Origin of the sequence: Amycolatopsis keratiniphila subsp. keratiniphila (assembly GCF_001620365.2) — a bacterium.
GTDB lineage: Bacteria > Actinomycetota > Actinomycetes > Mycobacteriales > Pseudonocardiaceae > Amycolatopsis > Amycolatopsis keratiniphila.
The window spans coordinates 314,577-339,877 of record NZ_LQMT02000032.1; the positions used below are offsets into that span (position 1 = coordinate 314,577).

Annotated in this window: 25 protein-coding genes; 13 read left to right on the plus strand and 12 right to left on the minus strand. The window is 68.6% G+C overall.

Annotated features, from left to right (window positions below; translation table 11 throughout):
* Window positions 1-165: 165 nt before the first annotated feature.
* On the minus strand, window positions 166-2,070 hold the full coding sequence (gene dxs / locus AVR91_RS31320) for a 1-deoxy-D-xylulose-5-phosphate synthase (RefSeq protein WP_016332970.1): 1,905 nt from the start codon (window positions 2,068-2,070) through the stop codon (window positions 166-168).
* 216 nt (window positions 2,071-2,286) lie between these two features.
* Between dxs and AVR91_RS31325 the strand changes: the two genes are divergently transcribed.
* The 5 genes from AVR91_RS31325 to AVR91_RS31345 all read left to right on the plus strand — a co-directional run bounded on the left by AVR91_RS31325 (window position 2,287) and on the right by AVR91_RS31345 (window position 9,005).
* Window positions 2,287-3,771, plus strand: a complete 1,485-nt coding sequence (locus AVR91_RS31325; protein ID WP_016332969.1) for an aldehyde dehydrogenase family protein — start codon at window positions 2,287-2,289, stop codon at window positions 3,769-3,771.
* A 17-nt stretch (window positions 3,772-3,788) separates the two neighbouring features.
* On the plus strand, window positions 3,789-5,300 hold the full coding sequence (locus AVR91_RS31330; protein WP_063274502.1) for an APC family permease: 1,512 nt from the start codon (window positions 3,789-3,791) through the stop codon (window positions 5,298-5,300).
* Entirely contained in the window at window positions 5,297-6,850 is a 1,554-nt protein-coding gene (locus AVR91_RS31335; RefSeq protein WP_063274503.1) for a GMC family oxidoreductase, read from the plus strand. The genes AVR91_RS31330 and AVR91_RS31335 overlap by 4 nt, the downstream gene beginning before the upstream one ends.
* Before the next feature lie 231 nt (window positions 6,851-7,081).
* Complete coding sequence (locus AVR91_RS31340; protein ID WP_063274504.1) at window positions 7,082-7,624, plus strand: DUF1062 domain-containing protein; 543 nt, start codon at window positions 7,082-7,084, stop codon at window positions 7,622-7,624.
* 124 nt (window positions 7,625-7,748) lie between these two features.
* Window positions 7,749-9,005: an HNH endonuclease signature motif containing protein gene (locus AVR91_RS31345; protein WP_063274505.1), complete on the plus strand. Its 1,257-nt coding sequence runs from the start codon at window positions 7,749-7,751 to the stop codon at window positions 9,003-9,005.
* 69 nt (window positions 9,006-9,074) lie between these two features.
* On the opposite strand, the gene AVR91_RS31350 is transcribed toward AVR91_RS31345, so the two are convergent.
* The 3 genes from AVR91_RS31350 to AVR91_RS31360 form a co-directional block, all read right to left on the minus strand.
* Window positions 9,075-9,419, minus strand: coding sequence for a hypothetical protein (locus AVR91_RS31350; RefSeq protein WP_228709397.1), 345 nt, complete (start codon window positions 9,417-9,419; stop codon window positions 9,075-9,077).
* 253 nt (window positions 9,420-9,672) lie between these two features.
* Window positions 9,673-10,878: a class I SAM-dependent RNA methyltransferase gene (locus tag AVR91_RS31355; protein ID WP_063274507.1), complete on the minus strand. Its 1,206-nt coding sequence runs from the start codon at window positions 10,876-10,878 to the stop codon at window positions 9,673-9,675.
* Complete coding sequence (locus AVR91_RS31360; protein ID WP_016332963.1) at window positions 10,875-12,902, minus strand: APC family permease; 2,028 nt, start codon at window positions 12,900-12,902, stop codon at window positions 10,875-10,877. Before AVR91_RS31360 ends, AVR91_RS31355 begins: the two co-directional genes overlap by 4 nt.
* Window positions 12,903-12,999: 97 nt before the next feature.
* On the opposite strand from AVR91_RS31360, the gene AVR91_RS31365 reads away from it, so the two are divergent.
* Both AVR91_RS31365 and AVR91_RS31370 read left to right on the plus strand, forming a co-directional pair.
* Window positions 13,000-13,665, plus strand: coding sequence for a potassium channel family protein (locus AVR91_RS31365; protein ID WP_016332962.1), 666 nt, complete (start codon window positions 13,000-13,002; stop codon window positions 13,663-13,665).
* Window positions 13,665-14,321, plus strand: coding sequence for a potassium channel family protein (locus AVR91_RS31370; protein ID WP_016332961.1), 657 nt, complete (start codon window positions 13,665-13,667; stop codon window positions 14,319-14,321). The genes AVR91_RS31365 and AVR91_RS31370 overlap by 1 nt, the downstream gene beginning before the upstream one ends.
* On the opposite strand, the gene AVR91_RS31375 is transcribed toward AVR91_RS31370, so the two are convergent.
* Both AVR91_RS31375 and AVR91_RS31380 read right to left on the minus strand, forming a co-directional pair.
* Window positions 14,318-15,046 carry a DUF3159 domain-containing protein gene (locus AVR91_RS31375; protein WP_063274508.1) on the minus strand — a complete coding sequence of 243 codons (729 nt, stop codon included), beginning with the start codon at window positions 15,044-15,046 and terminating at the stop codon, window positions 14,318-14,320. The two genes, AVR91_RS31370 and AVR91_RS31375, sit on opposite strands and share 4 nt — an antisense overlap.
* 9 nt (window positions 15,047-15,055) lie before the next feature.
* The gene (locus AVR91_RS31380) at window positions 15,056-15,436 is read right to left on the minus strand and encodes an OB-fold nucleic acid binding domain-containing protein (RefSeq protein ID WP_034316985.1); all 381 of its coding nucleotides are present in this window, start codon (window positions 15,434-15,436) and stop codon (window positions 15,056-15,058) included.
* Between the two features lie 103 nt (window positions 15,437-15,539).
* Between AVR91_RS31380 and AVR91_RS31385 the strand changes: the two genes are divergently transcribed.
* Complete coding sequence (locus AVR91_RS31385; RefSeq protein ID WP_211282794.1) at window positions 15,540-16,247, plus strand: alpha/beta fold hydrolase; 708 nt, start codon at window positions 15,540-15,542, stop codon at window positions 16,245-16,247.
* On the opposite strand, the gene AVR91_RS31390 is transcribed toward AVR91_RS31385, so the two are convergent.
* Both AVR91_RS31390 and dut read right to left on the minus strand, forming a co-directional pair.
* Window positions 16,244-16,897, minus strand: a complete 654-nt coding sequence (locus AVR91_RS31390; RefSeq protein ID WP_037343736.1) for a DUF3710 domain-containing protein — start codon at window positions 16,895-16,897, stop codon at window positions 16,244-16,246. The two genes, AVR91_RS31385 and AVR91_RS31390, sit on opposite strands and share 4 nt — an antisense overlap.
* The gene (gene dut, locus AVR91_RS31395; RefSeq protein WP_007033571.1) at window positions 16,897-17,379 is read right to left on the minus strand and encodes a dUTP diphosphatase; all 483 of its coding nucleotides are present in this window, start codon (window positions 17,377-17,379) and stop codon (window positions 16,897-16,899) included. The genes AVR91_RS31390 and dut overlap by 1 nt, the downstream gene beginning before the upstream one ends.
* Window positions 17,380-17,403: 24 nt before the next feature.
* Here dut and AVR91_RS31400 point away from each other — a divergent pair, with 24 nt between their 5' ends.
* A complete protein-coding gene (locus AVR91_RS31400) occupies window positions 17,404-17,898 on the plus strand; it encodes a DUF3093 domain-containing protein (protein ID WP_063274509.1) in 495 nt (164 codons plus the stop codon).
* Between the two features lie 95 nt (window positions 17,899-17,993).
* Here the strand turns inward: AVR91_RS31400 and AVR91_RS31405 are convergent, their stop codons facing one another.
* The gene (locus tag AVR91_RS31405; protein ID WP_005164528.1) at window positions 17,994-18,302 is read right to left on the minus strand and encodes a DUF4193 domain-containing protein; all 309 of its coding nucleotides are present in this window, start codon (window positions 18,300-18,302) and stop codon (window positions 17,994-17,996) included.
* Between the two features lie 454 nt (window positions 18,303-18,756).
* Between AVR91_RS31405 and cei the strand changes: the two genes are divergently transcribed.
* On the plus strand, window positions 18,757-19,440 hold the full coding sequence (gene cei, locus AVR91_RS31410; RefSeq protein WP_063274510.1) for an envelope integrity protein Cei: 684 nt from the start codon (window positions 18,757-18,759) through the stop codon (window positions 19,438-19,440).
* A gap of 68 nt (window positions 19,441-19,508) precedes the next feature.
* Here cei and AVR91_RS31415 read toward each other — a convergent pair whose 3' ends face one another.
* A complete protein-coding gene (locus AVR91_RS31415) occupies window positions 19,509-20,327 on the minus strand; it encodes an inositol monophosphatase family protein (protein WP_063274511.1) in 819 nt (272 codons plus the stop codon).
* Between the two features lie 67 nt (window positions 20,328-20,394).
* Between AVR91_RS31415 and ppgK the strand changes: the two genes are divergently transcribed.
* The 3 genes from ppgK to AVR91_RS31430 all read left to right on the plus strand — a co-directional run bounded on the left by ppgK (window position 20,395) and on the right by AVR91_RS31430 (window position 23,415).
* Window positions 20,395-21,156 carry a polyphosphate--glucose phosphotransferase gene (ppgK, locus tag AVR91_RS31420; protein WP_063274512.1) on the plus strand — a complete coding sequence of 254 codons (762 nt, stop codon included), beginning with the start codon at window positions 20,395-20,397 and terminating at the stop codon, window positions 21,154-21,156.
* Window positions 21,157-21,402: 246 nt separating this feature from the next.
* A complete protein-coding gene (locus AVR91_RS31425; protein WP_016332951.1) occupies window positions 21,403-22,803 on the plus strand; it encodes an RNA polymerase sigma factor in 1,401 nt (466 codons plus the stop codon).
* A gap of 93 nt (window positions 22,804-22,896) precedes the next feature.
* The gene (locus AVR91_RS31430; RefSeq protein WP_063274513.1) at window positions 22,897-23,415 is read left to right on the plus strand and encodes a pyridoxamine 5'-phosphate oxidase family protein; all 519 of its coding nucleotides are present in this window, start codon (window positions 22,897-22,899) and stop codon (window positions 23,413-23,415) included.
* Between the two features lie 249 nt (window positions 23,416-23,664).
* Here AVR91_RS31430 and AVR91_RS31435 read toward each other — a convergent pair whose 3' ends face one another.
* Window positions 23,665-24,864, minus strand: coding sequence for a hypothetical protein (locus AVR91_RS31435; protein ID WP_228708335.1), 1,200 nt, complete (start codon window positions 24,862-24,864; stop codon window positions 23,665-23,667).
* Between the two features lie 46 nt (window positions 24,865-24,910).
* On the minus strand, window positions 24,911-25,288 hold the full coding sequence (locus tag AVR91_RS31440) for a hypothetical protein (protein WP_063274515.1): 378 nt from the start codon (window positions 25,286-25,288) through the stop codon (window positions 24,911-24,913).
* Window positions 25,289-25,301 lie beyond the last annotated feature (13 nt).

Sequence of the window (25,301 nt, forward strand, 5' to 3'; positions counted from 1 at the left end):
GGTGTGAAAGTCGAGTTTCCTCGGCTGAGCCGAGGGAAGGGGTCCTTCACGCGCGGTCGCTGTGACTGCTGCGACTGGTGTTATCGCTGAGGCCGCGGGTGGTGATCGTGTAGTCCGTGAAGGTAGGGAAGGAGGCCTTCACGGACTTGCGATCAACTGCCAGGCTCAGCGGCGCGTGTCCTCCGGCGCCGGAGTCCGGCTCGCGAGCTTCGCCGACCATTCGGTCACCCGCCGCGCCACATCCTGCGCGGTGAGCCCGACGCGGGCCAGCACCTCCTCGCGCGAACCGTGGTCGTGGAACACCTGCGGCACCGCGAGATCGCGCAGCGGCACGTCGCATTCGGCGTCGCGGAACAGCGCCGCCAGCGCGGAGCCGAAGCCACCGTGCCGCCCGCTGTCCTCGACGGTCACGACGAGCTTGTGCTGCTCGGCCAGCGCCACCAGTTCGGCCGGGGCCGGGACGACCCAGCGCGGGTCCACCACGGTCACGCCGATGCCCTGGTCGGCCAGCCGGTCCGCGGCGGCGAGCCCGAGCATCGCGAACGCGCCCACCGCGACGAGCAGGACGTCGGCGTCGCCGGCGGGCTTGCGCAGCACGTCCACCGTGCCGACGCGTTCCACGGCGGGCACCGAGTCGATCACGCCGCCCTTGGAGAACCGCAGCGCCGTCGGCCCGTCCTCGACCGCGACGGCCTCCCGCAGTTCCTCGCGCAGGGTTCCGGCGTCACGCGGAGCGGCGACCCGCATCCCGGGCACCATGCCCAGCAGCGACAGGTCCCACATGCCGTGGTGGCTGGGGCCGTCCGGGCCGGTGATGCCCGCGCGGTCCAGTACCAGCGTCACCGGCTGGCGGTGCAGCGCGACGTCCATCAGAACCTGGTCGAAAGCCCGGTTCAGGAAGGTCGAGTAGACGGCGACCACGGGGTGCTTGCCGCCCATCGCGAGCCCGGCGGCCGAGGTCACCGCGTGCTGCTCGGCGATCCCGACGTCGTACCAGCGGTCCGGGTACGCCTCGGCGAACTTGTGCAGCCCGGTCGAGCGCAGCATGGCCGCGGTGATCGCGACGACGTCCTCGCGGTCGGCGCCGATCTTGACCATTTCGTCGGCGAAGACCCCGGTCCAGCTCGGGCCCTTGACCGGCGGCAGGCCGGTTTCCGGGTCGATCGGGTCGGTCTGGTGCATCTGGTCGGCCTGGTTGGTGACCGCGGGCTCGTAGCCGTGCCCCTTCTCGGTGACGACGTGCACGATGACCGCGCCGCCGAAGTCACGGGCGCTCTGGAACGCCTTCTCCAGCGCGGCGAGGTCGTGCCCGTCGACCGGGCCGAGGTACTTGAGGCCGAGGTCGGAGAACATCATCTGCGGGCTCAGCGCGTCCTTGAGGCCCGCCTTCGCCGCGTGCAGCGCCGCGTAGATCGGCTTGCCGACGACGGGCGTGTGCCGCAGCAGCTCCTTGCCGCGGTCCAGCACGCGCTCGTAGCCCGGCTTGAGCCGCAGCGACGCGAGGTGGTCCGCGACGCCGCCGATGGTCGGCGAGTACGAGCGGCCGTTGTCGTTGATGACGATGACGACCGGGCGGCGCGGGTTCGCGGCGATGTTGTTGAGCGCCTCCCAGCACATGCCGCCGGTCAGCGCGCCGTCGCCGACGACGGCGATCGCGTGCCTGCCGCCGCCTTCGAGTTCGAACGCCTTCGCCAGACCGTCCACATAGGACAGCGCGGTCGAGGCGTGGCTGTTCTCGACGAGGTCGTGCTCGCTCTCGCAGCGCGCCGGGTAGCCGGTGAGGCCGCCGAGCTGGCGCAGCTTGCCGAAGCCGTCATGACGACCGGTGACGATCTTGTGCACGTACGCCTGGTGGCCGACGTCCCACACGATCGCGTCGTCCGGCGAATCGAAGACGCGGTGCAGCGCCATGGTCAGCTCGACCACACCCAGGTTCGGGCCGAGGTGACCACCGGCGAGCCGCACCTTCTCGACGAGGAAGTCCCGGATCTCCGCGGCCAGCTCGCCGAGCTGGTCCTGGTTCATCCGCTTCAAGTCGGCCGGTCCGTGCACGGACTCGAGCAACGTCACTCTCCCACCTCGCCTGGTTCCTCTTCCGCCGTTCCGACCAGTCTACGGAGGTCGCCTGAGAGTCTTCCGTCCGCCGCGTCACGGGTCACATGTCAGAAAATCACCACTCGACACCCAAGGGTGTGAACATGGTCTCTTTTGCCAAGTAGCGGTCACGTCGCGTGGCCGCGATAATCGCTGATCGACGGTTGAGCAGGAGCCGGTTCGGAGGGCTTGATGGCGGACTTTTTCATCGGTGGCGAGTGGGTCGACGCGGTCGGCGGTGGTCGCCGGGAAATCCGCTGTCCCGCCGACGGGTCGCTGGTCGCGGAGGTCGCCGAGGGCACCCGTGAGGACACCGAAGCGGCCATCGCCGCCGCGCGGAAGGCGTTCGACACCGGTCCCTGGCCGCAAACGCCCGCCCCGCAACGCGGTGATCTGCTGCTGAAGGCCGCCGACCTGCTCGACCGCGACGCCGCCGCCTTCGCCCGTGCCGAATCGCTCGACACCGGGAAACGGCTGGTCGAGAGCGAATACGACATGGCCGACATCGCCGCGTGCCTGCGTTACTTCGGCAAGCTCGCCGCGAACGACGCGGGCCGTGTGGTCGACACCGGCAACCCGGACGCGTTCAGCCGGATCGTGCACGAGCCGGTCGGCGTCTGCGGGCTGATCACGCCGTGGAACTACCCGCTCCTGCAGACCATCTGGAAGGTCGCCCCGGCGCTCGCGGCGGGCAACACCTTCGTCCTCAAGCCCAGCGAGCTGACCCCGCACACCTCGATCATGCTGATGAAGCTGCTGACCGAGGCCGGTCTCCCCGGCGGCGTCGCGAACCTCGTGCTCGGCGCCGGCGCGCAGGCCGGAGCACCGCTCTCGGAGCACCCCGACGTCGACCTCGTGTCGTTCACCGGTGGCCTCGCGACCGGCAAGATCATCGCCGCCTCCGCGGCCGCGACCGTCAAGAAGGTCGCGCTGGAACTGGGCGGCAAGAACCCGAACGTCGTGTTCGCCGACTCGGATTTCGACACCGCCGTCGACTACGCGCTGACCGCGGTGTTCCTGCACTCCGGGCAGGTCTGCTCGGCGGGCGCGCGCCTGATCGTCCAGGAGGAGTGGCACGACGAATTCGTCGACGAACTCGTCCGCCGCGCCGAACTGATCCGACTGGGTGGACCTTTCGACCCGAAGGCTGAAACCGGTCCGCTGATCTCGGCCGCCCATCTGGAAAAGATCGAACGCTACGTCGCCGCGGCGCTCGAAGAGGGCGCCGTCCTGCGCACCGGCGGCAAACGCCCCGACGATCGCGAGCTCGCGAAGGGGCACTACTACCTGCCGACCATCCTCGACAACGTGAAGCAGGGCAGCAGCGCCGTCGTCGACGAGTCGTTCGGCCCAGTGCTCACCGTCGAGACGTTCACCGACGAGGACGACGCCGTCCGCATCGCCAACGACACCCACTACGGCCTCGCCGGTGCGGTGTTCACCTCGGACGCCTCCCGCGCGCAGCGGGTCGCGAACCGGCTGCGGCACGGCACGATCTGGATCAACGACTTCCACCCGTATCTGCCGCAGGCGGAATGGGGCGGCTACAAGCAGTCCGGCTTCGGGCGCGAACTCGGCCCGACCGGGCTCGCCGAATACACGGAGGCGAAGCACATCTACCAGAACCTCCGGCCCGCTCCACAGCGCTGGTTCTCCGGGGAGCCCGCGTCCAACTAAAGAGGGGAACATTGCCGATGAGCAATCCTTCCGACGACGGCTTGGCCGGTTTCGGCTACAAACAGGAACTCGAAAGAACGCTCGGCAATTTCCACACCTTCGCCGCCGGGATCAGCTACATCTCGATCCTGACGGGCACCTTCCAGCTGTTCTACTTCGGCTTCAGCTTCGGCGGACCGGCGTACTGGTGGTCTTGGCCGATGGTGTTCATCGGCCAGCTGATGGTGGCGCTGTCGTTCGCCGAACTGGCGGCGCACTATCCGGTGGCCGGGTCGATCTACAACTGGTCGAAACGGCTCGGCAGCCCGCACGTCGCCTGGATGGCCGGGTGGATGATGCTCACCGCGTCGATCGTCAGCATCGCCGCCGTCGCGCTCGCTTACCAGATCACGCTCCCCCAGATCTCGTCGTTCTTCTCCTTCTCCGGCGACAGCGCGGTGAACGCGGTCATCCTCGGTACCGTCCTGATCCTGTTCACCACGCTGGTGAACGCCTGGGGCGTCAAGCTGATGGCGCGGATCAACAGCGCCGGGGTGTTCATCGAGCTGATCGCCGCGGTCCTGCTGATCGTCGCGCTCGCGGTGAACATCACGCGCGGTCCCGAGGTCGTCATGCAGACCAACAACACCGGCGCCGACCAGCCGTGGGGATATTTCGGAGCATTCCTGGTCGCTTCACTCGCGTCGACCTACGTCATGTACGGCTTCGACACCGCCAGCTCGCTCGGCGAGGAGTCGCACGACCCACGCAAGAACGCGCCCAAGGCGATCCTGCGCGCGCTGATCGCTTCGTTCGTCATCGGCGGGCTGATCCTGCTGCTGGCGCTGATGGCGGTCGGTGACATCAACAACCCGGAGATCGCCACCGGCGGGCTGCAGTTCATCGTGCTCGACGTCCTCGGCAGCACGATCGGCACGATCTTCCTGCTCGCGGTGGTCGTGGCCATCACGGTGTGCAACCTGGCCGTGCAGTCGGCGTCGATCCGGATGATGTTCGCGATGGGCCGCGACAACAACCTCCCGGCCGGGAAGCACTTGGCGAGGGTGTCGCCGAAGACCAAGACGCCGGTGATCCCCGCGATCGTGTCCGGTGTGATCGCGGTCCTGATCCTGGTGGTCAACGTCGGCCAGCCGCAGATCTTCACGGTGATCACCAGTATCGGCATCATCATGATCTACCTGGCGTACCTGCTGGTCACCGTCCCGATGCTGGTCAAGCGGCTGCGCGGGCAGTGGCCCCCGCCGAAAGGGAAAGGCACCCAGTACTTCTCCCTCGGCAAACTGGGGTTGCCGGTCAACATCCTCGGCGTGCTGTGGGGCGGCGCGATCGTGGTGAACCTGGCCTGGCCGCGGCGTGCGGTCTACAACGCGACCGAGCCCTATCACTGGTACCTCGAATGGGGGGCCGTGCTGTTCGTCGGCGCGGTGGCGGTCGTCGGTTTCGCGTATTACTGGTTCGTCCTGCGGCACAAGAGCGGCGTCCTGGCCGATCACGCCGCGGAAGCACATCCCGAGGAGGCAGCACAGTGACCGGAGAGTTCGACTACATCGTCGTCGGCGGCGGGACGGCGGGTTCGGTGGTCGCGGCGAGACTCTCGGAAGACCCGGACGTCACGGTCGCCCTCCTGGAAGCCGGACCGTCCGATGTGGACGATCCGGCGGTGCTGGAACTGACGAAGTGGATGGCCCTGCTGGAATCCGGCTACGACTGGGACTACCTGGTGGAGCCGCAGGAATCCGGCAACTCGTTCCTGCGCCACGCCCGCGCGCGGGTGCTCGGCGGCTGCTCGTCGCACAACTCGTGCATCGCGTTCTGGGCGCCGGCGGAAGACCTCGACGAATGGTCGTCGCTCGGCCTGCCCGGCTGGGCCGCGAAGGACATCTTCCCGCTGTACCAACGTCTTGAGACCAACGACGGCCCCGGCGACCACCATGGCCGCTCGGGTCCGGTGACCATCCGCTCGGTGCCGCCGAACGACCCGACCGGTGTCGCGCTGCTGCAGGCGTGCGAGCAGGCGGGGATCCCGAGGACGGAGTTCAACTCGGGCAAGACCGTGACGCACGGGGCGAACTGGTTCCAGATCAACGCGCGCGAGGACGGCACGCGGTCGTCGGCCTCGGTGTCGTACCTGCACCCGATCATCGGCAAGCGGCCGAATCTGGAGATCATCACCGGTGCCCGCGTCCGGCGGCTGCTCTTCGACGGCAAACGCTGCACCGGCGCGGAATACCTGGCCGACGACCTGATTCACGGCGTCCAGCTGCGCGCGCGGCGCGAGGTGATTCTCTCGTCGGGTGCGATCGACACGCCGAAGCTCCTGATGCTGTCGGGAATCGGCCCGGCCGAGCATCTGCGCGAGGTCGGCGTGGACGTACTGGTGGACTCCCCCGGCGTCGGCGAGAACCTGCAGGATCACCCCGAAGGCGTCATCCAGTGGGACGCGCTGCAGCCGATGACGACCGAATCCACGCAATGGTGGGAGATCGGCATCTTCACCACCACGGAGGAAGGCCTCGACCGGCCGGACCTGATGTTCCACTACGGCTCGGTGCCGTTCGACATGAACACCCTCCGGCAGGGCTATCCCACCACGGAGAACGGCTTCTGCCTGACCCCGAACGTCACGCGTTCGCGGTCGACCGGGACCGTGCGGCTGCGCAGCCGCGACTACCGGGACAAGCCGAAGGTGGACCCGCGGTACTTCACCGACGAGCACGACATGCGCGTGATGACCTACGGGATCAAACTGGCGCGCAAGATCGCCGAACAGCCCGCGCTGGACGAATGGGCGGGCACGGAACTGGCGCCCGGCAAGGACGTCAAGACCGACGACGAGATCGCGGACTACCTGCGCAAGACCCACAACACGGTCTATCACCCCTCGTGCACCGCGAAAATGGGCGGCGACGGCGACCCGATGGCCGTCCTGGACGCCCGGCTGCGCGTGCGCGGCGTCGAAGGTCTGCGAGTCGCCGACGGTTCGGCGATGCCGTTCCTGGTCGCGGTGAACCCGTGCATCACGACGATGGCGATCGGTGAGAAGTGCGCGGACATGCTGAAGGAGGACGCGCGCTCCTAGCACTCACTCGTTCGGCCCCCTGGTTTCGGCCAGGGGGCCTTCTTCTTGCCCGAAAACCGGTGGAGCGGCCGCCGTCGGGCCATTACCGTGCTGCCGGACCACGTCGCCGATCCGAAGGCCTGCCGTTGTACACCCTGTGAGACCTCCCGAGCGCTGATTTCGTCGCGCGTCGCGCCTTTCGCGCCGCGCTTCCTTTTGCTGCGGACTTCTCACTGAACGGGTGTACTTCCCATGCTCGAAAACTGGGTGGTCGTTCCCACCTGCCTGCCAGTCGTCCTCCGCCGTTGCCATGCCTGCGGGTCCGGGCGTTTCCGGGCGAACGGCAAATTCCGCGTCAACGCCAACCACAAACTCATCGACGTCTGGCTCCTCGTGCACTGTGTCGCGTGCGGGGACACCGCGAAACTCACCATTCTGGAGCGGGTGAACGTGCGCTCCGTCCGGCCCGACCTGCTGGAGCGGCTGCACGAGAACGACCTCGGCCTGGCCGCCGAACTGCTCCAGGATCCGGCCGTGCTCCGCCGTAACCACGTCTCCCTTGATTGGGAGGGCGCCTGGCAGCTCGATACCGGTTCCTTGTGTCATGGGGACTTTCGCGATGTCTCGGTTCGTTTCGAGGCCCGGATTCCGCTTCGGCCCGTGCGGCTGATCGCCGAAGGGTGCGGTCTTTCGCGGGGTGAGGTCGAGAGGCTGATCGAGGAGGGGAAGGTGGTTTCGGCGGTGCGGTTGCGGGGGAAGGTTTCCGGGGACTTCACTTTTACGCTGAAGCGCTGATCTTGGGTGTCGTGAGCGTCACGACGCACAGCGCCCGAATCACCCATCAGTGGCAAATGTGCAATTACCGTTGTCGCTTGAAATCACGAATGATTCCCATGGCGATTTTCGGTAATATGGAGATGTGCCCGAGACGACCATTCCCGAACTGCCGCAGGAGTTGTGGCGCGCCGGCAAGGTAGAGCTTGCCCACGGCGTGACGCACCTGCTGCAGGTCATGAGGGTGGCCTCCGCCAGTCTGGGAAAGCACCTGGCGGAGATCGAGTCGCGGGGTGCGGAAGACCTGTTCGGCCACGGGAGCGCGGCATCGTGGTTCGCCGAAGTCGCCCGGATCTCCCGAGGCGACGCACAAGACATGGTGAACCGGGCCTTGGCCCTGAACGCCACGTCGGGCGTCGGTGGTGAGGGTGCCGTGTTCGCGCCCGCGACCGCCGCCGCGGCCGAGGACGGCGCGCTCGGGGAGCAGCACATCGACCTGATCCTGGAGATCCTGCGCAAGATCCCATCCGACGTGCCCGTGGAGGACCGAGCCGGGGCGGAGAAGATCCTCGCCAACCTCGCCCGGGACGCCGGACCAAAACAGATCGCCGAGGCCGGAGCCGATCTGCTCGCACACCTCGACCCCGACGGGAACGAGCCGAAAGACCCCGAGCCCGCCCCGCCGCGCCGCGAGGTGTTCGTCGAGCGCCGCAAAGACGGCTTCTGGAAGCTCTCCGGCCTGCTCGACCCCGAGACCGGCGCCCGCACCGCGGCCGCGCTCGACGCCTATGCGGCGAAGCGGCCGGTCGACGAGTTCGGTCAGGCCGACCATCGCACCCTGCCCCAACGCCGGGGCGACGCGTGGGCCGAACTACTCGACCTCGCCATCGCCTGCCCCGACCAACCGGCGACCTCCGGCTACCGCACGCTGGTGCACGTGACCGTCGGGCTCGACGACCTGAAGACCGGCCTCGGGACCGCGTGCCTCGACTTCGTCGGCCGGATCAGCGCCCGCGAAGCCCGGCTGGCCGCCTGCGACTGCCTGATGATCCCGGTGGTGCTGGGCACCTGCGGGGAACCCCTCGATGTAGGGCGGATGAAACGCTTCGTCACTCCCGGCCAACGCCGGGCCCTGAACATCCGCGACGGCGGCTGCGCCTTCCCCGGTTGCCATCGAGCGCCGAAGCACTGTCACGCCCACCATATTCGGCACTGGGCCGACGGCGGCCCGACCGACCTGCGGAACCTGGTCCTGCTCTGTTCCTTCCACCACCGGCTCATCCATCACGGTGACTGGCAGGTCCGGATGGCTCCGGAGGGGAGACCGGAATTCGTGCCGCCCCAATACCTCGACCCACTACAGGTGCCACGGCGCAACACCCTCCACCGCGTCGTGACCTGACCCCTGTTTCCGAGGAGCCCGCCGACCGCACCGGCGACGGGCTCCTCGGCATGCCCATCGCCCGAAATCTCAGATCAGAACAGTGGCCGGAGTCCCCCGATCACCGGTGATCTGCTCTAGCGCCCAAGCTCTGCCGAACTCGGCCAGCGCCGGACCCGACCAGTAGGCGGGAATCCTGATTCCGGACCACAGCGGCATTTTCGGCCCGCTCAGGGTTCCGTGACTGACCTGGACGCGGACCGCGCCTTCCACCCAGGTGAAGACGAAATGGGCGTACATGAACATCCATGCCTGCCTGCCCATCGCGTCCCGCACGAGGACCGGCCCTTCGGACTGGTACGGCGCCGTGTAGATGACTTGTCTCCGGCCGTTGCGGTAGCTGATCTCCTGGGCGGTGACTCCCGGAGGAAGCATCAACGGTTCCACTCGGTCAGTCCTCCACGATGGTGATCGTGCCGTGCCCGTCGCAGCCGACACAGCCTTTTCCGTCGCAATCACCACATACCGAAGTAAGATAATCCATTGTCCGGAAATCCGTTCGCGTCGAAGGAGAAGTGCCCGAAGTACCCGAATTACCTCGTGAACACGAGGCTCAAGTTAGCGAGCACGACGACACCCGGACAAGCCGAACGAAGCCACTCCATTCCGACGGATTACAAATCCGGAATTATTGCAACAACGCAACACATTCGACGTGGTGGGTCATCGGGAAAGCGTCGAAAGCGCGCAGATCCACCAGCCCGTATCCGTGCTCCTTGAACAGCGCGATGTCGCGCGCCAAAGCGGCCGGGTCGCACGCCACGTAGACGATCCGGTCAGGGGATCCCTCCACAATGGACTCCACGACCGCCTTGCCCGCGCCCTTGCGCGGCGGGTCGAGGACGACGACGTCCACCGGTTTGGGCGCGTCGGCCAGCAGGTGCTCGACGCGGCCGGAGCGCCAGCGGACCTGCGGGAGGTCGGCCAGGTTCTCCTCGCCGTCGGCGACGGCACGCCGGCCGGATTCGATGGCCAGGACCCGTCCGCGCGGGCCGACCTGCGAAGCGAGCACGGACGCGAAGAGGCCGACGCCGGCGTACAGGTCCCAGGCCACGCCGTCGCGCGGCGCCTCCGCCCATTCCGCGACAACGGCGGCGAGCGCGTCCGCGGCGGCCGGGTGGACCTGCCAGAAGCCGTGGGCGTCCAGACGCCAGTCGCGGCCGGCGGCGTGCTGCACCGCGATGCCACCTGCCAGCTGTCGTGACCGGGTCTTCCCGTGGACCGTCGAAAGGTCGCGAAGGTGCACTTGCCCCTCGCCGTCCTTGGTGACCTCGATTTCGCTGCCGGGCCGCCAGTTACGCGACACGACGTCGTCCAGCGCGCCGGGGACGGTGATCGGGCAGTCGTCGATCGGGATCACGCGATGGCTGTGGTGCGCCCGGAAGCCCGCCTTGCCGTCCTTGCCTGCGACGAGCCGCACCCGGCTGCGCCAGTCCAGCGGGCCACCGTCGAGCGCTTCGACGACGACGTCGCGCTCGATCCCGGCGAGCCGCTTCAGCTGCTCCATGACGACGGCGGCCTTGAGTTCACGCTGATGCTTGGGCGTGGCGTGCTGCCAGTCGCAGCCGCCGCACTCCCCCGGCGCCGCGAGCGGGCACGGCGGCTCCACGCGTTCGGGCGATGCCTGCAGGACCTCGATCGCGTCGGCGCGGCAGAACGAGCCGCCCTTGTCCTCGGTGATCGAGGCCAGGACCCGCTCGCCGGGCAGCGCGTGCCGGACGAACACGACCCGGCCCTCCGTCCGCGCGACGCAGTGCCCGCCGTGCGCGACCGCGCCGACCTCCAACTCGATCGTTCGTCCGAGCCAGGTGCCGGTCGACGCGTCCACACTCATTCTGCTTTGTCCTTAGTTTTCTCGGGTTGCTTGACGACCGGGGTGAACCCGCGCCGCACGTCACCGGCCGCCGGGCGGGCCTTCCGGTCGCGTTTGATCGCCTTTTCCGACGATTCGAGCTGCCACGGCACGCTGGTCACCATGACGCCGGGCTGGAACAGGAGACGTCCCTTCAGCCGCAGCGCGCTCTGGTTGTGCAGCACCTGCTCCCACCAGTGCCCGACCACGTACTCGGGGATGAACACGGTCACCACGTTGCGCGGATTGTCGCCGCGGACGCGTTTCACGTAGTCCAGCACCGGTTTCGTGATCTCGCGATACGGCGATTCGATCACCTTCAGCGGCACCTTGAAATTGTGGTCGTCCCATTCCTGGACGAGTTTGCGGGTCTCGACGTCGTCGACGTTCACCGTGACGGCTTCGAGGACGTCCGGCCGCACCGCCTTGGCGTAGGAGACCGCGCGCAGGGTCGGCAGGTGCAGTTTCGAAATCAGCACGATCGCGTGGTTGCGCGAAGGCAATACGGCCGGTTTCCGGTCCATTTCGCGCAATTCCTCGGCGACCCGGTCGTAGTGCTTCCGGATCGCGGTCATCAGCACGTAGATCGCCACCATGGCCGCGATCGCGATCCAGGCGCCGAGGAGGAACTTCGTCACCAGCACGATGATCAGCACGGTGCCGGTCATGGTGAGGCCGATCGCGTTGACCGTCTGCGAACGCCGCATCCGCCGCCGCACCGCCGGATCGGTCTCCCTGGCCAGCAGCCGGTTCCAGTGCCGGATCATGCCCGCCTGGCTCACCGTGAACGAGACGAACACACCCACGATGTAGAGCTGGATGAGCTTGGTGACCTCGGCGTCGAACGCGATGATCAGCACCAGCGCGAACGCCGACAGGAACAGGATGCCGTTGGAGAAGGCCAGCCGGTCGCCGCGGGTGTGCAGCTGGCGCGGCAGGTAACGGTCCTGCGCGAGGATCGAACCGAGCACCGGGAAACCGTTGAACGCGGTGTTCGCGGCCAGCAGCAGGATGATGCCGGTGGCGAAGGAGATGTAGTAGAACGCGGGGGTGAAGTCGGCGAACACCGCCTGCGCGATCTGCGCGACGATCGTCTTCTGCTCGTAGCCGGCCGGAGTGCCGGTGAGCTGCGTCTCCGGGTGCTCGGCGAATTTGACGTCGGTGATGATCGCCAGCGTGATGATGCCGACCAGCATCGTCACCGCGAGCACACCCATCATCAGCAGTGTGGTCGCGGCGTTCTTCGATTTCGGCTTCTGGAACGCCGGGACACCGTTGCTGATCGCCTCGACCCCGGTCAGCGCCGCCGCACCGGAGGAGAACGTGCGCAGCAGCAGGAAGAAGAAGGCGAAACCGGTCAAAGAGGCTTCTTCGTGCAACTGGAAGTCGGCGCTTTCCGCGCGCATGTCGGCGCCGGAGGCCGCCTCGATCAGGCCCCAGATCACCATGCCGAGGATGCCGATGATGAACCCGTAGGTCGGGATCGCGAACGCTTTGCCCGATTCGCGAACTCCGCGCAGATTCAGCGCGGTCAGCACGACCACGATGATGACCGCGGCGATCACCTTGTGCTGCGCCACCCACGGAATGGCGGAGCCGATGTTCGCCACGCCGGACGACGTCGACACCGCGACGGTGAGCACGTAGTCGACCAGCAGCGCGCTGGCCACGGTGAGGCCGAATTTACCGCCCAGGTTGGTGTTCGCGACTTCGTAGTCGCCACCGCCACTGGGATAGGCGTGCACGTTCTGCCGGTAGGACGCCACCACGACCAGCATGACGAGCGCGACGGCGACGCCGATCCACGGCGCGAACGCGTACGCCGACAAACCGGCGACGCTGAGGGTGAGAAAGATTTCCTCAGGCGCGTAGGCGACGCTCGACAACGCGTCGGACGCGAAAATCGGCAGCGCGATGCGCTTCGGCAGCAGCGTATGCGAGAGGCGGTCACTCCGGAATGGACGTCCGAGGACGAGCCGCTTCAATACGGTCGGGAACTTCGACACCGCAGAAGACTAACGGTCGCCCCCCAAGGTAGGTTCGGCGCTGGTATGTCTGGGTACCTGCGGACGGGTGAACGTCCGACGACTAAGGAGGCAGGGCGTGCACGTGGTGATCATGGGATGCGGCCGGGTAGGCGCATCCCTGGCCGCGGCGCTGGAGCGGCTGGGGCACGAAGTCGCCATCATCGACAAGACCCAGCAGGCGTTCCGGCGGCTCGGCAGTGATTTCCACGGTCAGCAGGTGGTCGGCGTCGGCTTCGACCGGCAGGTGCTGATCGAGGCCGGGATCGAACGCGCGGGGGCCTTCGCGGCGGTGTCCAGCGGCGACAACTCCAACATCATCTCGGCGCGGGTGGCCAGGGAGAACTTCGGCATCGACAAGGTCGTCGCCAGGATCTACGACCACAAGCGCGCGGCGGTCTACGAACGGCTCGGCATCCCGACCGTGGCGACCGTGCCCTGGACGACCGACCGGTTCCTGCGCACCCTGCTCCCCGACGGCGTCGCCTCGGAGTGGCGCGACCCGTCGGGCAGCGTGGCGCTGCTGCAGCTGCCGCTGAACGAGGGCTGGGTCGGGCACAGCGTGCGTGATCTGCAGGACACCACCGGCGCGCGGGTCGCGTTCATCATGCGGTTCGGCACCGCCGTCCTGCCCGACACCAAGGCCGTGATCCAGGCAGACGACGTCGTGTACGTCGCCGCGAAATCAGGCACTGTCAGCGACGTGACCAGCGTCGCCGCTCGCGAACCGGAAGAGGAGAACTGATGCGGGTCGCGATTGCCGGGGCCGGCGCGGTCGGCCGGTCGATCGCCGCGGAGCTGATCGACGGGCGTCACCAGGTGATGCTCATCGAACGCGAGGCCGACCAGTTCGAGCCGCACACCGTCGAACAGGCGGACTGGGTGCTGGGCGACGCGTGCGAGGTCTCGATCCTCGAGGAGTCCGGGATCGAGGAGTGCGACGTCGTGATCGCCGCGACGGGCGACGACAAGGCGAACCTCGTGGTGTCGCTGCTCGCGAAGACCGAGTTCGCGGTGCGCCGGGTGGTGGCGCGGGTCAACAACCCGGCCAACGAATGGCTGTTCAACGACGCCTGGGGCGTCGACGTCGCCGTCTCGACCCCGCGGATGCTCGCGGCGATGGTCGAGGAGGCGGTGAGCGTCGGTGATCTGGTGCGGCTGATGACGTTCCGGCAGAGCCAGGCGAACCTCGTCGAACTCACTCTCCCGGAGGAGACGCCGCTCGCGGGCAAGGCGGTCAGCGAGATCAACCTGCCGCGTGACGCGGCACTGGTGACGATCCTGCGGGGTGACCGGGTGATCGTGCCGCAGCCCGAGGACCCGCTGGAGCCGGGCGACGAGCTGCTGTTCGTGGCGACGTCGGACGTCGAGCCGGAGATCCGGACCGCGCTGGGTTATTAGTTGTCGACGGCGGGCGCCTGCGCGTACTTCGCGCGCAGGCGGGCCTCGATCTCTTCGTCGGTCTCTTCGCGCGGGGCCTCTTCGGCCAGCGCCTTGAGGTGCTTGTCCGACCGCCGCACCGCCCAGACGACGGTGAGCAGGCCGAGCGCGTACAGCGGGTAGCCCATGGCGATCTTCGCGAAGGCCAGCCAGCCGGTGTAGTCCTCGTCGTAGAGCCAGCGCTGCACGACGAACCGGGCGCCGAAGATCAGCGCCATGGCGGCGGTCGCGATCGAGTACGAGATCAGCGACTTCTTGTCCTTGCGCCAGGCGTGCCCGCTGCCGTTGAGCGCGTTCCACACCACGCCGGCGAGCGGCCAGCGGACGACGATCGACAGCACGAAGACGCCGCAGTAGACCAGGCTCGTCCAGATGCCGAACAGGAAGAATCCCTTGGCCGAACCGGTCCGGTAGGCGATGAACGCCGCGATCGCGACGCCGAAGAACCCGGAGATCGCGGGTTGCAACGGCTCCTTGCGCACGATCCGCAGCACGGTGATCGCCACCGCGCTGCCCACCGCGGCCCAGATCCCCACCGTGAGCCCGAAGATCGCGTTCGCGATCACGAACACGATGACCGGCAGCGAGGAATAGAACAGCCCCGACAGCCCGCCCATCTGTTCCAGCAAGGTGGGCTGGGGCTTCTTGTCTTCGGTCTTCTCTTCGCCGCCGACGGGTTCAGTCACGATGCGGGATCAACTCACAGGGCTCTGAAGTTCGTAATAGGGGTTGTAAAGCACCTTCTGACCATCACGTTCGGCCATCCGGCCGCGCACCTTGATGGTTCGCCCGGGTTCGATCCCGGGGATCCGGCGGCGTCCGAGCCAGATTAGCGTCACACCCTGTGTGCCGTCGAACAGCTCGGCCTGCAGGGTCGCCGCCTCGTTGGTCGGGCAGAGCTCCACGCTGCGGAGTCTGCCGAGCACCGTCACCTCTTGACCCGACCGGCAGTCGCAGGCGCGCTGCGCTCCGCCGGCCTCGGATTTTTCGGACAGATCGTCGGCGTCGAGATCCTCGACGTCGCTGGTCAGCTTACGGACCAGCCGGCTGAAGTAGCCGCCGTCTTTGGCGGACATAACGGTGCTCCTGTGCTCCGGGGCCCCCGACTTGAACGGCCCGTGCGTAATCCAGCGTAACTGTGCTCGGACCAGGACAACGGGTTTGGGAGAAGATCGCAACGTGACCTCCGCTATTCCGCCTACGACGGCAGTAGTACTCCCCGGCACCGGGTCCGACGAAGTGTTCGTGCGCGCCGTGTTCGACGGCCCGCTGCGGGCGCTCGGCATCCGGTTGCTCGCCCCGCCGCCACCTCCCGGCGAGAGGCTCGCGGAGGGCTATCTCGAGGAGCTGGACAGGCTCGCCGATGAGCACGGTCCGCTGCTCGTGGGCGGCATCTCGTTCGGCGCGCACCTCTCGGCGGAGTGGGCGGCGCGGAATCCGGGCCACTGCACCGGCCTGCTCGCCGCGCTCCCGGCCTGGAACGGCCCGGCCGGGCGAGCACCCGCGTCGCTCGCCGCGCGGCTGTCAGCGGATCTGGTGGCCGAAAACGGGGTCGATGGCGCGCTGGCGAAATCCTCCGACGGCGTCCCGGAGTGGCTCGCGGCGGAACTCGGCCGCGCGTGGCGGCGGCACGGCGACGGACTGGCGGCGAGTCTGCGCTCGGCGGCGGCCCACCCCGCGCCGTCGCTCGAAGACCTCAAGGGCCTCGACGTGCCCGCGGGGATCGGCGCGTGCGTGGACGATCCGATCCATCCGGTGGAGGTCGCCCGTGCCTGGGCGGAGGCCCTGCCGCGCGCCGAGGTCGGCGAGTCGACGCTCACCGCCCTCGGCGCGGACCGGGAATCACTGGGCCGGACGACCGTCCTGGCCTGGCTGAGGGCGCGTTAACCCTGCTGCTCGGCGATGTGCTGCGCGACGGCGTCGGGCAGCGTGATGGTCAGCGGGGTGCGGACCGGCATCGGCGCGTCACCGCGGTCGACGATGGTGTGCCGCACGATCTCCCGCAGCACGGCGGGCGCCTGCGACGCCTGCGACTGCGGCCCGGCGATGACGCCGCGGAGCATCCAGCGCGGGCCGTCGACCCCGACGAACCGCAGCGCGACGTCGCCGACGATCGCCGACAGCTCCAGCCCCCACTCCCCCATGCCGACCGAGACCTTGGCGCCGTCGGCCCGCAGCTGCTCGGTGAGCTCGGTGCTGACGTCCTTCCACAGGCCGCCGGACCGGGGCGCCGCGTAGCCGCTGACGGTGATCTGGCCCTGTTCGGTGACGACGTGCACCGCGCGGACGCCGCCGCTCTCCGGGTCCATCTCGACCTGGACCTGGGAACCGTCGGGCACCGGCACCTTCACCGAGCCGAGGTCGATCCTCGGGATGCCGTCCTCGGGCGCGTCGGCGAGGTCGAAGGGGCCGTCGGAGGTCTCCGACAGCTGCGACTCGATCTCTTCGTCGGCGTCGTCGGCAACTGGACGCTCGTCGACCTCGGGCGCGGCGTGCCGTCCGGTCGGCTTCGCGCGCTTGCGTCCGAAAATCCCCACTAGTTCTCCGTTCCTTCCCTGGCTCCGGCTCCCAGTGTGGCGTGTCCGCCCGTGGAGCCATACCCTCCCTCGCCGCGCTCGGACGGCTCGAGCTCGGCGACCTCGACGAACTCGGCCTGTTCGACCCGTTGCACGACCAGCTGCGCGATCCGGTCGCCGCGGGTGAGCACGACCTTCTCGGAGAGATCATGGTTGATCAGGCAGACGCGGATCTCACCGCGGTACCCGGAGTCGATCGTGCCGGGGGTGTTGACGACCGAGAGGCCGACGCGGGCGGCGAGACCCGACCGCGGGTGGACGAAGCCCGCGTAGCCGGGCGGCAGCGCGATCGCGACGCCCGTGCCGACGACGCCGCGTTCACCGGGCGCGAGCACGAGATCCGAGGTGGTGACGAGGTCGGCGCCCGCGTCGCCGGGGCGCGCGTAGGCGGGAAGGGGGACCGACGGATCGATCCGGGAAAGCAGTACCTGAACGGTGGACACGGGCGGCGAGACTACCCTGACGAGGTGGTTGAAAGTGTGAGCGCGGCCGAAGGCGGCGACGTCAAGCATTCAGAGCGGCTCTATGTCCCGTGGTGGGGCTGGCCGTTGCCGCTGCTGGGCGGCGGGCTGCTGGCGGCGGAGATCGACATGGGCTACCCCGGGCTCCGCGGGTGGCTGCCGTACGTGGTGCTGATCCCCGCGGTGATCGCGCTGATGATCTCGCTCGGCCGGTCCCGCGTGAAGGTGACCGGTGGCGACGAGCCGGAGCTGTGGCTGCGCGACGCGCACCTTCCGCTCGAGTTCGTCGGCGACGTCGACGTCATCGACAAGGAGGCCAAGCGCAAGGCGCTCGGCCGCGACGCCGATCCGGCGGCGTTCGTGCTGCACCGGGGCTGGGTCGGCCCGGTGGTGCGGGTCTGGCTCACCGACCCCGACGACCCGACGCCGTACTGGCTGTTCAGCACCCGGCATCCGGAGAAGGTGGCCGCGCTGCTGCGCCACCCAGCCTCGAAGTCCTAGAGCACAGGAAAGGGGGCCGGCCACCAAGGCCGGCCCCCTTTATTCCTGTTTCAGTCCCCGAAGCCCCTGTCGCGCCGTCCCCTGTGCCCGTAGGCTCAGGCGCAGTCGCGGCAGATGAGCCGTCCGCCACTCTCCTCCGCCAGCCTGCTGCGGTGGTGCACCAGGAAACAGACGGAGCAGGTGAACTCGTCGGCCTGCTTGGGCACGACCTTGACGGTCAGGTCCTCACCGGAAAGTCCGGAGAGGTCCGCGCCCGGCAGCTCGAAGTTCTCGGCGGTCGCGTCCTCGTCGACGTCCACGACGCCGGACTGGTTTTCGTTACGCCGTGCCTTCAGCTCTTCCAACGAGTCTTCGGCCAGCTCGTCGGCTTCGCTGCGGCGCGGAGCGTCGTAGTCGGTCGCCATTAGTCCCTCACCCCTGCGATGCTTTCGATGTCAGATGGCCCGGACCCGCGAGCGCGCGGCTCGTGAGTCCTTCGTGCCGCTGGTTAACGTCCCAGCGCCCCTGTTTGTGCCCGGCTGGGCAGTGAGCGAGGTCTCTCTTTTGCGCCTCTTACTGCCGCCTGAGCCCGCGAAGGGTAGCTCACGCCGATACCGTCTCTGCAACGAGTCAGACATTGCCGCGATTACGTCACCCAACAGGGGGAACCCTGCTGTAAAGACGCCTGTCGTCCGAATGGGTTGCGCCCGCGTCGGGTACCTCACCCCTTGGGCCCGGCCGCTTGCCCGGAGTGGCCATCGCGTGGTGCTATCCGGAGGCCCGCGCCGATCACCCTCGCCGCAACGCATAGGCTGATCGGACACGATGGTGAGATGAAGCACCGTCCGGGGATCCGGGCTTTGGGGAAGGGACTGGCAGGTGGCGTCGGGGAACGGCATCGGGGACCGCGGGGCGAGGCCGTATCGCAAGCACAATCCGCTGCCCGCGCTCATCGTCATCGGGGTGATGGCCCTCGGCGCGGTCATCGTCTGGGTGAACGTCGTGGCGAGCAAATCCGACATCGACGCCAGGGTCCGCTGCGATCCGCCGCCCGTGGCGCCGCAGGGTGTCACCTACACGCCGCTGGCGCACAACGGCCTCGACGACCGCGCGCCGGTCCCGCCGGACAAGGTCGCCGTCCAGGTGCTCAACGGCTCCCAGGTGCGCGGCCAGGGCGGCATCGTCACCAGCACGCTCCGGGAACTCGGTTTCTCCCAGATCGTCGAGCCGGACGTCGACCCGGCCTACAAGAACGCGGAAGCCAAGTGCCGCGGCCAGATCCGCTTCGGCGAGAACGGCGCCGCCGCGGCCCGCACGCTGAGCCTGGTGGTCCCGTGCGCCGAACTGGTCAAGGACAACCGCAAGGACGCTTCGGTCACCCTCACCACCGGCACCCTGCTCGGCGACGTCCGCCCGAAGGCGGAGGCGCGCCAGGTCCTCGACCAGCTCACCCAGTGGTCGAAGGCGCAGCAGGGCAGCGGCGGCGGTGAGCAGTCCGCCGGCGGTGGTGCCCCGGTGATCGACCAGGCACTGCTGAAGGCCGCTCGCGAAGCCTCCTGCTGACCCGCTTTCAAGCGCTATGAACGGTCCGTTCCTTGCAAATTTTGCAAGGAACGGACCGTTCATAGCATTCAGATCGTGCCCACACCCGAGTCGACGAGCGCCTGACGCAACGGCGTCGCGATCGACGGCGCCACCGCGAACGTCGCGTCCGGCCCCAGCTCGGCGTCCTCCCCCGGCAACGACACCTCAGCGCCCGCCTCGGCCGCGATGAGCGCCCCGGCGGCCCAGTCCCAGTGCCCGAGGCCGTGTTCGACGTAGGCGTCCAGCCAGCCCGCCGCGACGGCGCACAGGTCCAGCGAGGCGGCGCCGTTGCGCCGGACGTCCCGCACCCGGGTCGCCAGTTCCGCGACGAACCGGGCCTGCTTCGTCCGCCGTTCGACCTTGTAGGCGAATCCGGTGCCGACGAGCGTCAGATCGAGCCGGGAAGGGGCGTTGACCGCCAGCGGCCGTCCGTCGAGGAACGCGCCCTGCCCGCGGGCGGCGGTCCAGCGGCGCCCGCTGACCGGTTCGACGACGGCGCCCGCCACGGACACCCCGCCGACCTGCGCGGCCACCGAGACGGCGAACCACGGCAGCCCGTAGAGGAAGTTCACCGTTCCGTCGATCGGGTCGACCACCCAGGTCACGCCGTCGCCGGCGATCCCGCCGCCCTCCTCGCCGAGCACGGCGTCGTCCGGGCGCAGTTCGGCGAGCCGCGCGCGCACCAGCCGTTCCGACTCGTGGTCCACCGCGGTCACCACGTCGGTGTCGGCGGATTTGGTGTCCACCCGCACCTCGCGGCCCGCGTTCATCCCGGTCCAGGCCTCGCGGACCAGTTCGGCGGCCTCGCCCGCGACACGCTCGGCGACACCCTTCAGCAACGTCTCGTCAACTCCCACGTCCGCCATGTCACCACATCCGGTTAAAGTCTCCGAGGCAGGCTTCTGAATCGTGCGAGAAGGGACCACGTCCGTGGTGGAGGCGACCCGAGGGTTCGGTATCGACATCGGCGGCAGCGGGATCAAGGGCGCGCTGGTGGACTTGGCGCAGGGACAGCTGATCGGCGACCGGATCCGCATCGACACGCCGAAGCCGTCGACCCCGGAGGCGGTGGCGGACGTCGTCGCCGAGATCACCGGCCAGGCGGGCTGGGACGGCCCGGTGGGGGTCACCCTGCCCGCGGTGGTCAAGAAGGGGGTCGCGCACACCGCGGCCAACATCGACCGCAAGTGGATCGGCACCGACGCCGACGCCCTGTTCGCCAAACGCCTCGGCCGCGGCGTCGACGACATCGCGATGCTCAACGACGCGGACGCCGCCGGCATGGCCGAGATCCGCTGGGGCGACCCGGCGGCGCGGCGCGGCGTGACGGCGCTGCTGACCTTCGGCACCGGTATCGGCAGCGCGGTCTTCCAGGACGGCAAGCTCGTGCCCAACACCGAGTTCGGCCACATCGAGGTCGACGGCTTCGACGCGGAGAAGAAGGCCGCGGCGTCGGTGAAGGACAACGAGGAGCTGTCGTATCCCGAATGGGCGGAACGGGTGAACAGGTATCTCTCCGTGCTGGAAAACCTGATCTGGCCGGATCTGTTCATCGTCGGCGGCGGAGTCAGCAAGAAGTCGCACAAATGGGTCCCGCTGCTGGACATCCGCACACCGGTGATCGTCGCGTCGTTGCAGAACAACGCGGGCATCGCCGGCGCGGCGGCCGCCGCGGCGGAGGGCATCGAGCACTGACGCGACGGCGCTGACATCGGCCCCGCGGATGTCACTTCGGCGCGTCGCACGGCGTGTCGCGCCCGCCGGTCGGTGGTCCGCTCCGCGACGCTGTCACGTATCGTCGTTACAATGGAACACGGCCCCCGGCGGCGGCACTCACGAGAACGAGGGAAACCGCAGGCCGAGGGGTGTTCCCCGAAGTTTGAGGCAGCCGAGACCATCACGCCTCGGCTCGTCATGATCGACCGCTGCGAAAGGGCGTAAGTGGCAGCCGCAAGAACCGCAACCCGAAGCGGGACGAAGACAGCGACCGCAGCCGGCGAGCCGGCCGACGAGGCAGCCACCGACGCGGCGAAGCCCGCGGCGCGCAAGACCGCCGCCAAGGCGGCCGGCGCGAAGAAGGCCCCGGCGAAGAAGGCTCCGGCCAAGAAACCCAGCACCAAGAGTGCGAAGACCGAAGACGGCGACCCGGAAGACGGTCCCGGCGACCTCGACGAGGCCGACCTCGAGACCCCGGATCTGTCCGACCTCGAAGAGGTCGAGGTGGATGTCGTCGACGCGTCCGTCACCGAGGAGACGGACGAGGACGCGGAGTCCGAGGAGGACGTCGAAGAGACGCCCGCCCGCGGGCGCCGCACGTCGACCGACAAGAACGCCGGCAAGTCTTCCGACAACCCGGACTTCGTCTGGGACGAGGAAGAGTCCGAGGCGCTGCGCCAGGCCCGCAAGGACGCCGAGCTCACCGCTTCGGCCGACTCGGTCCGCGCGTACCTCAAGCAGATCGGCAAGGTCGCCCTGCTGAACGCCGAGGAGGAGGTGGAGCTCGCCAAGCGCATCGAGGCCGGGCTCTACGCCGCCGAGCGCGTCCGCAACGCCGAGGAGGAGGGCGAGAAGCTCGTCACCCAGATGCGGCGCGACCTCAAGTGGATCGTGCGCGACGGTGAGCGGGCGAAGAACCACCTCCTGGAGGCGAACCTCCGGCTCGTGGTCTCGCTGGCCAAGCGCTACACCGGCCGTGGCATGGCGTTCCTCGACCTGATCCAGGAGGGCAACCTCGGTCTGATCCGCGCGGTCGAGAAGTTCGACTACACCAAGGGCTACAAGTTCTCCACGTACGCCACCTGGTGGATCCGTCAGGCGATCACCCGCGCGATGGCCGACCAGGCCCGCACCATCCGTATCCCGGTGCACATGGTCGAGGTCATCAACAAGCTCGGCCGCATACAGCGTGAACTGCTGCAGGACCTCGGCCGCGAGCCCACCCCCGAAGAGCTCGCGAAGGAAATGGACATCTCCCCGGAGAAGGTCCTCGAGATCCAGCAGTACGCCCGGGAGCCGATCTCGCTCGACCAGACCATCGGCGACGAGGGCGACTCGCAGCTCGGTGACTTCATCGAAGACTCCGAGGCCGTCGTCGCGGTCGACGCGGTGTCGTTCACGCTGCTGCAGGACCAGCTCCAGTCGGTGCTGCAGACGCTGTCCGAACGTGAGGCGGGGGTGGTGCGGCTGCGGTTCGGCCTCACCGACGGCCAGCCGCGCACGCTCGACGAGATCGGCCAGGTGTACGGGGTGACCCGTGAGCGCATCCGGCAGATCGAGTCGAAGACGATGTCGAAGCTGCGTCACCCGTCGCGTTCGCAGGTGCTGCGCGACTACCTGGACTGAGCCCAGGGTTCACGGAAGACCCCGTCACCGTTTCGGTGGCGGGGTTTTTCGCGTCCGGTGTCGAATCGCGGCCCGCCCGTTCGACGCGTGGGTATGACGAAACCTCACGCCACCAAGAACCTCGACCGCTACGGATCCGCGGAACTCCCCTGGAGCCGCGCGCGGGACGTCCTCGCCGAGGACACCCCGACCGCCGACCTGACCTTCTTCGTGACGACCGTGCGTCCCGACGGACGTCCGCATTCGGCGGGCGTCGGCGCCGTCTGGGTGGACGACGCCCTGTACTTCAAAGGCGGGCCGGGCACGCGCCGGTCCCGCAACCTGGCCGCGAACCCGGCGTGCGCCGTTTCGGTGCGGCTGCGGGGAATCGACCTCACGATGGAGGGCGAGGCGCACCGGGTCACCGATCCGGCGACGCTGGAACGCGTCGCGGCGGTCTACCGGACGGGCGGCTGGCCCGCGACGGTGGAGGGCGACGCGCTCACCGCTCCCTTCAGCGCGCCCAGCGCGGGCGCCCCGCCCTGGTATCTCTACCGCCTCACCTTGCGCCGGGCCATCGGCGTGGCGGGCGCCGAACCCCATGGCGCCACCCGCTGGGACTTCACCCCGTGACCGGCCGGTTTGAGCCAAAGGGCGGCTTAGGCACGTACTGCCGATGTGTGGGCGGCCGTTTCGCGTGACTGAACGGACGACACACGTGATTGGACGGACGACTCGCGGCGGAACCCCGGTCGCGGTCGTGTCGTCCATTCAGTCACGCGTGTCGTCCGCCGGATCACGCGTGTCGTCCGGTTGGTCACAAGACTTGACCACCGCGGTACCGGTGTCCCCTCGCCGGCCTGAGGTACATGAAGTCCGGCTTCAGGGCCGGCCGGTCAAGGTGGTCCACGGGACGTGCACGGTCACCCGCTCCCGCAGTTGTTCGTTCATCAGCCACAGCTCCCCCGTCGCCGGCCAGTACGACAGGTTCTGCGAGTTCACCGGCGCCCGGCCGCTCAGCCGCGACGTCGACGTGCCGCCGACCCCGCCGTGCAGGCACGAAGGATGGTCGCCCGCCACCCCGGCGTACTCGGGGCACACCCCGGTCAGCACGAAATATCCGTTGCGCGACACCGCTCCCTGCATGCCCCACACCGGCGACACGAAGCCTTCCTTCGCGTGCACGGTGCCGTCGGCCGACAGCTTGGGCAGCCCGGTCGCGCGGTCGAACGGCCACCGCAGCACCCGGCCGCCGGCCGCGTTCGGGATGTGCTCCGCGGTCACGATCGAGCCGTCGCCGTGGTCGAACGACATCGTCGCGAGACACGGCCGCGTCCCGGGCGCGTTGGTGCAGGCACCGCCGCCGGGGTACCAGTACGCGCCGATCTGCGGCATCGCGTAGTCGTAGAACGCCGCGTGGTACTTGCCGTCCGGCCCTTTGCCGACGACGCCGGAGCTGTCGTCGACCTTCCAGAAATGCGTGGTGTCGAAGACCCGCACCACACCCCCGGTCGTCGCGACGAACAACCGGTTCCCGATCCAGGTCATGCCGTGCCCGTGTCCTTGCACGACGGCGAAATTGTCGTCCGACGTCGGTTCGACGAGCAGCACGTGCCGGTAGCCCAGCCCGGTCGCGTCCACAAAGGACAGACGGACCATGGTGTCGCCGGGGGTGTGCCAGGACGTCGCCACCACCCGTTTGCCTCCGACCTTCCCGGTCGCCGCGTCGGCGTCACCGGAGCCGGTGAGTCCTTGCGGGATCCAGTCGTTGGTCCTGTCGTCGTTGGCGTCTTCCCAGCAGAATCCGGCCGGTTTCAGCGCCGTCGCGAGATGAGTGGCGTGGCACAGCGGCCGTGCCTTCCGGTTCGCCGACGACAGGATCTCCGGCAGCCCGCGGGCCGGGAGGTGTTTCTCCAGCGCGGCGATCCGGGCGCCGTAGGTGCCGAAGGTCGAACCTGAGGTCCAGCGGAAACCGTCGACCGTGGCCGCGTCCATCTTCGGGAAGGCGGCCGCGGCGGAGGCCACGCCCGGGAGGAGCGCGAACACCAGCAGGAGTGAAGCGAGAAGTCCCAGCCTCTTCATGCCCGCGAGCCTTCCGGCCGCGCGCATACTTTCGATACAAACCTTGTCAGGACACGGAAAGCCCACGCTCGGCCAGGGATTCCTCGACGCGCAGCCGTTCGATCTCCCGGTCGAAGCCCTCCGGCAGTTCGCCCAGCCGGTGCTCGACCTCGACCTCACGGCAGGCCTGGACGAGCAGCGCGTCGTACGCCTGCCGGGTGCCGTACCGGCGGACGGCGGAAGCACCGGACGGGAGCTCCGCCAGCAGCCGGTGCACCCGGCGGAGGTCGGCGGCGAGTTTCTCGATGGGCGGCCCGGCCGGGAGTTCCGGTCGGCGGCGAGCGCGCCACCACCGCACTCCGGCCGGTACTTTCAGCGCGCACCAGAAAAGCACCGAAGGCGCCACGGCGACAACGGCGTACAGCGCGACAGGCCCGATGGCCATGGCTCATGGTAAT